Annotated in this window: 7 protein-coding genes; 3 read left to right on the top strand and 4 right to left on the bottom strand. The window is 65.2% G+C overall.

The annotated features are described in order from the left end of the window. The 3 genes from AC4FAH_RS08050 to lptF all read right to left on the bottom strand — a co-directional run. On the bottom strand, positions 1–293 hold a 293-nt coding region (locus tag AC4FAH_RS08050; RefSeq protein WP_490245874.1), incomplete at its 3' end, for an RDD family protein. After that, positions 286–1,368, bottom strand: a complete 1,083-nt coding sequence (gene lptG, locus AC4FAH_RS08045) for an LPS export ABC transporter permease LptG (protein ID WP_213113694.1) — start codon at positions 1,366–1,368, stop codon at positions 286–288. The genes AC4FAH_RS08050 and lptG, both read right to left, overlap by 8 nt. Beyond that, a complete protein-coding gene (lptF, locus tag AC4FAH_RS08040; protein ID WP_082388186.1) occupies positions 1,368–2,462 on the bottom strand; it encodes an LPS export ABC transporter permease LptF in 1,095 nt (364 codons plus the stop codon). Before lptF ends, lptG begins: the two co-directional genes overlap by 1 nt. A gap of 411 nt (positions 2,463–2,873) precedes the next feature. Here lptF and AC4FAH_RS08035 point away from each other — a divergent pair, with 411 nt between their 5' ends. The 3 genes from AC4FAH_RS08035 to AC4FAH_RS08025 all read left to right on the top strand — a co-directional run bounded on the left by AC4FAH_RS08035 (position 2,874) and on the right by AC4FAH_RS08025 (position 6,326). Beyond that, positions 2,874–4,394: a leucyl aminopeptidase gene (locus tag AC4FAH_RS08035; protein WP_286988410.1), complete on the top strand. Its 1,521-nt coding sequence runs from the start codon at positions 2,874–2,876 to the stop codon at positions 4,392–4,394. A gap of 145 nt (positions 4,395–4,539) precedes the next feature. Beyond that, on the top strand, positions 4,540–5,634 hold the full coding sequence (locus AC4FAH_RS08030; RefSeq protein WP_286988408.1) for a branched-chain amino acid aminotransferase: 1,095 nt from the start codon (positions 4,540–4,542) through the stop codon (positions 5,632–5,634). Between the two features lie 221 nt (positions 5,635–5,855). After that, positions 5,856–6,326 carry a DNA polymerase III subunit chi gene (locus AC4FAH_RS08025; protein WP_043333207.1) on the top strand — a complete coding sequence of 157 codons (471 nt, stop codon included), beginning with the start codon at positions 5,856–5,858 and terminating at the stop codon, positions 6,324–6,326. A 15-nt stretch (positions 6,327–6,341) separates the two neighbouring features. Here AC4FAH_RS08025 and AC4FAH_RS08020 read toward each other — a convergent pair. Then, positions 6,342–7,931 (bottom strand): PAS domain-containing sensor histidine kinase (locus tag AC4FAH_RS08020; RefSeq protein ID WP_490245873.1); only part of this gene is annotated, 1,590 nt, incomplete at its 5' end.

Below are 7,931 nucleotides of genomic sequence, written 5' to 3'. Positions count from 1 at the left end.
CCCTGTGGCGTCTCGATGCGCAGTCGCCAGGCCTGCATGCCCAGCGTCATGCCACTGCGGCTCCAGCAGCCGCCGAAGAAGGCGAACATCGCCACCAGCAACAGGCTGCGGAACAGCGGCGACTGGTTGGCCTCACCACCATTGACGGCGACCCCGATGAAGCCCAGCACGATCAACAACGCCATCACGAGGAAGGCGTCATAGACCACGCTGCCCAGACGCCGCATCAGGCCCGCAGGGCGCGCTCCCTGCGGGTCGAGACGGCGGCGAGAGTGCGGGGCGCCCCTAGCCACTGCGCCGGATCAGCAGCAGGCCGATCACGTAACAGGCCAGCATCGGCGCCAGCACCGCCCAGATGGGCGCGAAGCCGAACACCACCGAGGCCGGGGCGAGCAGGTCCTGCAGATACTTGAACAGCAGGCCGACCACGATGCCGTAGAAGACCCGTGTCCCCGCCGCCACCGTGCGCAAGGGCCCGAACACGAAGGAGGCGGCCACCAGCACCAGCGCCGCCAGTGTCAGCGGCTGCAGAATCTTCTGCCAGAAGTAGAGCAGCGGCTGATTGGCCGACAGCCCCTGGTCCTGCAGGTAGCGGGAATAGCGCCACAGGTCGGAGGCTGACTGCTGCTTGGGGTCGCTGATGACCAGCTTGAGCAGGTCCGGCGTCAGCTGGGTGTCCCACTCGCGGGTCTCCTGCTGAGCCACCGTGGTGGCGCTCGGCTCGCCATCCTGAGACTCGAAGGTGGTGGTCTGCACCGCCTCCAGCGTCCAGCCATCGCTCTCCCAGACGGCGCGCCTGGCGTAGAGCGCCTGGGTCAGATGGCGCTCGTCATCGAAGCGATAGCGGGTCACATTGAGCACCACATCATCGCTGCGAATCGAGCCGAATCGGTAGTAGTCGTTGCCCTCGCGCTGCCAGCCGCCGCCTTCCGCGTAGACGGCGCCTGCGCCCTGCTGCTTCTCGGCGCGCCAGGCGTCAGCCTGCAGCTCGGTGACAGGGGCGACATATTCACCGACCGCCATGGTGATGGCGATGACCAGCCCCAGCGGCTTCATCACGCCCCACAGAATGCGCGTCAGTGAGCGACCGGCGGCACGCATGATGGTCAGCTCATTGCTCGAGGCCATGCTGCCCAGCCCGATCAGGGCGCCCAGCAGTACGCCGACCGGCACGAATTCGTAGAAGCGCGACGGCAGACGCATCAGCAGATAGAGGAGCACTTCAAAGGCGCCGTAGTCGCCTTTCACATCCCCCAGATCATTGATGTAGGTGATCATCAGGTCGAGCCCGAGAATCAGTACCTGCACCACCAGCATGGCCACCAGCACATTGCGGGCGATGTAACGGTCGAGACGATCAAGCAGCATCAGCGGCCACCTCCGCGGTTGTCGCGCCAGCTCAGCCAGATGCCGAGCGCCAGATAGACGCCGTGAATGGGCCACAGGCCGATGGCGGCCGGGTACTTCTCGGATGCGACGGCATTCTGCGCCGCGATCAACAGGCTGAGATAGGTGATATGCACGAAGATGGCCGGCAGCAGACGCGCGAAACGCCCCTGACGCGGATTGACGCGTGCCAGTGGCAGGCCGATCAGCATCAGGATCGGCACCATCAACGGCAGCGAGATGCGCCACTGCAGCTGGGCCTTGGCCTCCGGAAGATCGGAAGCCCAGAGCTGCGCCGTGGTCGCAAGCTCGATGTCCTCCTTGAGAGCCGCAGCGTCCTGGCCCTCGGTGATGCGCACGCCGTAGCGGTCAAAGCCCAGTCGCTGGGCGATCGCCTTGCCCGGCTCCACCCCGTAGCGCGTGCCGTCGCTCAACACCAGATAGCGACTGCCGGTCTCGGGGCTGACTTCCTGGAAGGCACGCTCGGCGCGCACCACCGATTGGCTCGGTTCGCTGTCGGGCGTGCTGGCGGCATTGCTGTCACCTGCCTCGGCGATGAAGACGTTTTCCAGCTCGCTGTTGTCATCACTCATGCTCTCGGCATAGACGGTGCGATTGCCGATCTCCTGGAAGCGTCCCGCGCCGAGAATCGAGAAGTCGGTCTTCTGCTTCTGCTGCTCGAGCAACAGCTCATTCTTGAGCGCGCCGGCAGGCGTCAGATAGAGGCTGCAGGCCGCGACCAGCGCCGTGATCAACAACGCCGGCAGCAGGGTGACACGCAGCAGGCGCTCCGGGCCGACGCCACAGGCGACCAGCACGGTGATCTCGCTGTTCATGTACAGCTGACCGAAGGCCAGCAACACGGCGAGGAAGAAGGACAGCGGCAGCAGCAGTTCGAAGAAACCCGGCAGGTGATAGAGCATCAGGCTGCCGAGAATCGACGCCGGGAAATCCCCCTCCGCCGCATCACTGAAATAGCGGATGAATCGGCTGCCCATGATGACAAGCATCAGCACCCCGGCCACGGCGGCCATGGTGGTGAGTATCTCGCGTGTCAGGTAGCGGAAGATGATCAAGTGGAACTCCTGTTTCCCGCTCGCAAGCGAGCGTGTTGACCAGATCGATGATAGCCGGTGGAGGAATGGTCGTGATCACATGAAGGCATCATCCCCCTCATGCATGGTGCGCAGCCTTTGCGTACACTGGCGGCACGGGTCTGAAGACTGGACGGGAGCGGCTCCCCCTCAGCAGCAGCATTATCCAGAAAGGATGCTGCCTTGTCGCGGCTGCAGGCATTGCACGTGGACAGCCTGACATGATGGACTGCCCTCACTCGTGCATGCCAGCTCAGCTTGTCATGAGCGGTCTGCGCCCCCATCCAGACCATGACCCCGATGTCGCCGCGAGCCGGGCACGCCTGGCCTGACGACATCCTTCATCCTTGTACTGTTCATCTTCGTACCCTCACTCGCGCGCGTGGAGTTGCCATGGAATTTCCTGTAGTCACTGCCAATCCGGCCCAGCTTGAAACCGCCTGCATCGTGGTACCTGTCATCGAGGGCGACCTCACCGGTGCTGCGGCACGACTCGACGATGCCAGCGAGAAGCTGATTTCCCAGCTGATCGAGCGCGGCGACTTCAAGCCCGAGCTCAGCAATACCCTGCTGGTGCCCTTCGCTCCGGGCCTCGGCGCTCAGCGCCTGCTGCTGGCCGGTTTCGGCAGTGAGGAAAAGCTCGACGAAAGCCGTTACAAGCGTGGCCTCGACGCCGCCATGACCGCCCTGCTCAAGCTGCCCATCGAAGACGCGGCCTTCGCTGGTCTCGAGCTGAATCTCGAGCTGCGTGAGGCTGACTGGATGGCGCGCATGATCGCCGAGAGCGCGCTGCGCACTGCCTATCGCTTCACCGAGATGAAGAGCAAGCCGGGCGAGCCCGTCTCTCTGACCCGCCTGAGCGTGGTTAGTGCCGACAAGCAGCGTCAGGCCGAGCTGGAAGCCGGCCTGCGCGTCGGTGCCGCCATCGGCATGGGCGTCAATGAAGCGCGCACGCTGGGCAATCTGCCGGGCAACATCTGCACGCCGCGCTACCTGGGCGAGCGTGCCGAGCAACTGGGTGCTGCCTCCGATGGCGCCCTGAAGGTGACCGTGCTCGGCGAGGAAGAGCTCGAGGAGCTCGGCGCCCTGTCCCTGCTGTCGGTCGGCCGCGGCAGTGAAGAGCCGAGCCGCCTGATCGTGATGGAATACCGCGGCGCGGAAGACGAGAACGAAGCTCCGCACGTGCTGGTCGGCAAGGGCATCACCTTCGATACCGGCGGCATCTCGCTCAAACCGGGCGCCGGCATGGACGAGATGAAGTACGACATGGGCGGCGCGGCCAGCGTGTTCGGCACCATGCGCACCGTGCTGGAACTCAAGCCCAAGCTCAACGTGGTGGCCATCGTGGCCAGCGCCGAGAACATGCCGGACGGCCGCGCCACCAAGCCGGGCGACATCATCAAGACCCTGAAGGGCCTGACCGTCGAAGTCCTCAACACCGACGCCGAAGGCCGTCTGGTGCTGTGTGATGCGCTGACCTACGCCGAGCGCTTCGAGCCGGCCAGTGTCGTCGACATCGCCACCCTGACCGGCGCCTGCGTCATCGCGCTGGGCAATCACGCCACCGGCCTGATCTCCAACGATGATGACCTGGCGCTCGACCTGCTCGACGCCGGCGAAGAAGCCTGGGACCGCGCCTGGCACATGCCGCTGTGGGACGAATATCAGACGCAGCTGGATTCCAACTTCGCCGACATCGCCAACATCGGCGGTCGCGAAGCCGGCATGATCACCGCAGGTTGCTTCCTGTCCCGCTTCGCGGACACCTTCCCGTGGGCGCATCTGGACATCGCCGGCACCGCCTGGATGTCCGGCAAGCAGAAAGGCGCCAGCGGCCGCCCGGTGGGCCTTCTGACCCAATACCTGCTGGACCGCGAAGCGGAACTCAGCGCCCCGCAGGAAGAGACCGTCTGAGGCTTCGCATGCTCTCGATAGCGTGCTAGCGTTGAGACACGCGGGTCGCGACGCCACTCGGCACCGCTGACCCGAGAGGTCCTATAAAAATGATTCGACCCCCGGCGTTCCGCGTCGGGGGTCTCGCTGCTACGGAGACACCCACGTGACCAAAGGCTTCGACGTCCGCGCGTCCACGCAACCGGCGGATGCTGCCGTTCGTGACACCATTCTGGCCAATCCCGGCTTCGGCCGTCACTTCAGCGATCACATGGCCCATGTACGCTGGACCGCCGACGGCGGCTGGCACGGCCATGAAGTCCGCCCCTACGGCCCGCTGAGCCTCGACCCCGCCGCCTCGGTACTGCACTACGCCCAGGAAATCTTCGAAGGCATCAAGGCCTACCGTCATGAAGACGGCTCGGTGTGGACCTTCCGCCCCGAGAAGAACGCCGCACGTTTCCGCAACTCCGCCCGCCGTCTGGCACTGCCGGAGCTGTCCGACGAGGACTTCGTCGGCTCGCTCAAGGCCCTGCTCGCGCGGGACAGCGCCTGGGTGCCGACTCCGGCCAGCGTCAGTGACGAATGCAGCCTCTATCTGCGTCCGTTCATGATCGCCAGCGAAGCCTTCCTCGGCGTGCGTCCGTCGCGTGAAGTCGATTACTACGTGATCGCCTCACCGGTGGCGGCCTACTTCAAGGGCGGCATCAAGCCGGTCTCCATCTGGCTGTCCTCGCACTACAACCGTGCGGCCGCCGGCGGTACCGGTTTCGCCAAGTGCGGCGGCAACTACGCGGGCTCACTGGCCGCGCAGAGCGAAGCCTCCGCCAATGGCTGTGACCAGGTCGTGTTCCTGGACGCCGCCGAGAACAAGTGGGTCGAGGAACTGGGCGGCATGAACCTGTTCTTCGTCTTCAAGGACGGCCGTCTGGTCACGCCGCGCCTGACCGGCACCATTCTGGAAGGTGTCACCCGTGACTCCATCCTGACCATGGCGACCGATCTGGGCCTGACGCCGGAAGAGCGCCCGATCAGCATCGACGAGTGGCGTGAAGGCATCGCCTCCGGCGAGATCACCGAGGTGTTCGCCTGCGGTACCGCCGCCGTCATCACCCCGGTGGGCGAGCTGGTCAGTGAAGAAGGTCGCCTCGACCTGACCGCCAACGCCGGTGATGTCGCCATGCGTCTGCGCAGCCAGCTGCTGGACCTGCAATACGGTCGCGCCGAAGACACGCGTGGCTGGATGACGCGCCTGGTATAAGTGCACTGACATTAGTGCACGGAAACAAGTCCTCGAGCCTGCCCCTGTGGCTTGAAGGATGACCAAAACCCCAAGGCCCGCCTCGAAAGAGGCGGGCCTTGGGGTTTCTGGCGCACGGATATCTGACTGCGGAAAGACGTCACGGGAGGCAGGCTGCATCGAAGCCGCGCGGCGAGTGCGGTATCCTGAGCGCTCGAGAATTCCTTGCCCGAGCGGTGCCCATGACCCAGATCGACTTCTACATCCTGCCCGACACCACGCTGGAAGCCCGGCTGGAATTCGCCTGCCGGCTGGCCGAGACCATCCACGCCAAGGGCTTTCGCCTGCATGTGCATGTCGAGGACGAGGCGATGGCGCGTCAGTTCGATGAGCATCTGTGGCAGTTCCGCCCGGAAAGCTTCGTGCCCCATGCGCTGGATATCGATCTCGACATGGCCGCCCGCGAGGCCGAACACGCCGATGACGTGCCGCGCCCGCCGGTCACCATCGGCTGGCAGGACGCCCCGGCGCCGGGTATCGAGGCGCTGCTCAACCTGCACCCCGAGATTCCCGAGTGGTTCTCACGCTTCGAGCGCGTCGCCGAGATCATCAATCAGCATCAGGATGTGCTGGTGACCAAGCGCGAATGCTGGCGCACATACAAGTCGCGCGGTTATGCCGTGCGCTCGCATCAGCTCAAGGGCGTCAGCTGAGCGACACGCCATGCGTCAGCGATCCGTATCGCAGGCACGCTGGAAGTTGACCATCAGATGCGTCATCCAGCGCTCGATATCGGCCATGCCGGGCGGACTCTCACCGCTGTCGAAGAAGGCCTCGGGCAGGCCGCCTGCGGCCTCGCTGGCGTGACGCTCCCCGATACGCACGGCCCACAACGGCAGTTCGCGCGGCATGCGCTGGATCTCGGCGAACAGCGCCGCCACGTTCATGTCCGGCACATCGCCGAAGATGACCAGACACGGGCTGACATCTCGCACCAGGCGCAACGCCTGGGCCGCACTGCTGGCGATGATGATCTCCAGATTGGCGACGTGACTGCCGATCACCTCGAGGCGCAGACGGTCCTGCGCCCGGGTGCTGATCACCAGCCAGCGACAGGGCACCGGCAGCACCTTCTCCGCCGACCACGCCGCCTGGACGACGCGCTCATGGGCGCTGACATCCGCCAGCGGCAACCAGACCCGGAAGCTGGCGCCCTCGCCCAGCTCGCCCCGCGCCGTGATGTCACCGCCCATGCGGCGGGCGAGCTCCCGCGACAGCGCCAGCCCGAGCCCGGTGCCCTCGATGCCTGAATCTTCACGTCCCAGACGCGAGAACGGCTGGAACAGCTGGACCGCCTGCGCGGAATCAAAGCCGAAGCCGCCATCGGTGATTTCCACCCAGCCCATCTCCACTCCGCTGGCGTTGTGCTCCTGGCCGATGGCCAGACGGATCCAGCCCCCCTCGCGGTTGTACTTGATGGCGTTGCCCATCAGGTTGCCGAGAATCTGATCCAGGCGCCGCTGGTCGGCATTCAGCCACAGTGACTCGCCTTCCAATGCCAGCGATAGCGTCAGATTGGCACTCTCCAGGCGCGGCTGATATTGCCCCGCCAGTCGTATCAGCTTCTGGCCCACCGAGAGAGGTTGGCAATCCAGCGGCAGATCACCGGCTTCCAGACTCGACATCTGCAGCACGTCCTCGATCAGCGCCGACAGCTGTGCCGCCGCATGACTGGCCTCATCCACGTAGCGGCGCTGCTCGCGGGTCAGGTCGGCTTCCTCGCAGAGCAGATCCGTGAAGCCCATGATGGCGTTGAGCGGGGTGCGAATCTCGTGACTGAAACTCGAGAAGAAACGCGACTTGGACTGGCTGGCCTCGGTGGCACTGTCACGGGCCGCCTCCAGCAGCTTGAGTGACTGCTTGTGGCGCTGGATGTCCAGCGCAAGCCCGGTAGCGCGCTGTGGCCGGCCCTCATGATCACGCCGGGTGATCTGGCCGCGAATCTGCACCCAGACCCAGTGACCACGCGCATGCCGGTAGCGCACGTCGCGCGCCTCGGCCCAGCTTTCCCCGTGCATGACCCGCCAGCGCGCCTCGAGCAGGCCGACGAGGTCTTCCGGGTGCGTCATGGCGTCAAGGTCCGCCAGATGCATGCTGGCGCGGACTGGCAGCCCCAGCATCAGGAAGAAATTCTCGTGCAGGTAGAGATCGTCCTGATCGAAGTCATAGCGCCAGGTGGCATCGCCGGAGGCCGCCATCACCATCTCGACGTGGCGCGCACCTTCGGCGCGTTCAAGCTCGATCTGGTCGCGCCGCTG

Source organism: Cobetia sp. (genome assembly GCF_983723665.1).
Note: the sequence above shows the minus strand (reverse complement) of the source record. Positions and strands in the feature narration are given on the sequence as shown.

What these genes read in the sequence shown, in the direction of transcription:
- lptG (WP_213113694.1), bottom strand. Translation starts at nt 1,368, where the DNA reads ATGCTGCTTGATCGTCTCGACCGTTACATCGCCCGCAATGTGCTGGTG.
- AC4FAH_RS08035 (WP_286988410.1), top strand. Translation starts at nt 2,874, where the DNA reads ATGGAATTTCCTGTAGTCACTGCCAATCCGGCCCAGCTTGAAACCGCC.
- AC4FAH_RS08025 (WP_043333207.1), top strand. Translation starts at nt 5,856, where the DNA reads ATGACCCAGATCGACTTCTACATCCTGCCCGACACCACGCTGGAAGCC.